3 protein-coding genes are annotated in these 1,574 nt (G+C 67.9%); all 3 read left to right on the top strand.

What is annotated here, in order from left to right:
• Nucleotides 1-402: cupin domain-containing protein (locus tag AC50YC_RS19785; protein WP_494954973.1), on the top strand; the 402-nt coding region annotated here is incomplete at its 5' end.
• Nucleotides 402-1,235, top strand: a complete 834-nt coding sequence (locus AC50YC_RS19780) for a fumarylacetoacetate hydrolase family protein (protein WP_494954972.1) — start codon at nt 402-404, stop codon at nt 1,233-1,235. The genes AC50YC_RS19785 and AC50YC_RS19780, both read left to right, overlap by 1 nt.
• Nucleotides 1,235-1,574 (top strand): maleylpyruvate isomerase N-terminal domain-containing protein (locus AC50YC_RS19775; protein ID WP_494954971.1); only part of this gene is annotated, 340 nt, incomplete at its 3' end. The genes AC50YC_RS19780 and AC50YC_RS19775, both read left to right, overlap by 1 nt.

The following is a 1,574-nucleotide window of genomic DNA, read 5'->3' as shown; positions in this document are numbered from 1 at the left end:
TACACGGACCGGGCGCTGCGCGAGCAGCTGCTGCTCGAGGACGAGGGCCACCCGGCCACCGTGTCCCAGGGCCACGCCGCCGTCCGCTACACCAACCCCACCACCGGCGGGGACGTGATGCCGACCATCCGGGCCGAATTCCACCGCCTCCGCGCCGGCGCCTCCACGCAAGCCCTCCGCGAGGTCGGCTCGAGCGTCTGGCAGGTCTTCGAGGGCTCCGGTTCCGTGGTCCTGAACGGCGAAACCAGGACCCTGGAGAAGGGCGACCTGTTCGTCGTCCCGTCCTGGGCCGCGTGGTCCCTGCAGGCGGAGACCGAATTCGACCTCTTCCGTTTCAGCGACGCCCCCATTTTCGAACGGCTGAACTTCAACCGCACCTACATCGAAGGACGCAACAAATAATGAGACTCCTCACCCTCCGCCTCCCCGTTGAGGGAAAAACAGTCACCAAGGCCGTGCGCCAGGACGGCGGCACCCTGACCGAGATCGACGGCTTCGCCGACGTCGGAGAGCTGCTGCGCACCGCGGACTGGGAAGCGACCGCGCAGGCTGCGTCCGGCGCCACGCACCCGCTCGAGGGCGCCGACCTGGCCGCCGTGGTCCCCTCCCCCGGCAAGATCATCTGCGTGGGCCACAACTACCGCAACCACATCAAGGAAATGGGCCGGGAAGTCCCCGAGTTCCCCACCCTGTTCGCCAAGTACCAGGAATCCCTGATCGGCCCGAACGATGACCTGGCGCTGCCGCAGGAATCCGACACGGTCGACTGGGAGTCCGAACTCGCCGTCGTCATCGGCAAGAAGGGCCGCCGGATTTCCGAAGCCGACGCCGCGGACCACATCGCCGGCTACGCCGTCCTGAACGACGTATCGATGCGCGACTACCAGTTCCGCACCATCCAGTGGCTGCAGGGCAAGACCTGGGAGAAGTCCACCCCGTTCGGCCCGGCCCTGGTGACCCGGGACGAGTTCAGCGGCGGCCTGATGACCACCGCCCTCGACGGCGAGATCCAGCAGCAGACCCCCACGAACGACGTCGTCTTCACGCCGGAGTTCCTGGTCTCCTACATCTCCACCATCATCACGCTGAACCCGGGCGACGTCATCGCCACCGGCACCCCGGGAGGCGTGGGCCACGCCCAGGACCCGAAGCGCTACCTGCAGGAAGGCCAGCTCCTGGTCACCACCATCGAGGGCCTGGGAGAGCTGAAGAACCGTGTGGTCAAGGAAGCCTGATGGTTGCCCGCCACGACCAGACGACGGACCCGGAGCTGCTGGCAGCCCTGCTGCAGGCGCGCCGGGGCACGGCGTTTTTCGCCCGCAAGCTCAACGAACTCAGCGACTCTGAGCTCGACGGCGATTCGCTGCTTCCGGGCTGGACCCGCCGGCACATCACCGCGCACATCGGCTACAACGCCCGGGCCATCGCCCGGCTCGTCGAGTGGGCGGCCACCGGGGTGGAAACCCCGATGTACCCCTCCACGGAGGTCCGCGACCACGAGATCGACTTCGGCGCCACGCTGAGCCCGATCGCGCTGCGGCACCTCTTCGACCACTCCGCCGTGCACCTGAACG

It is taken from the genome of Pseudarthrobacter sp. MDT1-56 (genome assembly GCF_059383555.1).
This window is presented reverse-complemented; position numbering and strand designations above follow the sequence as displayed.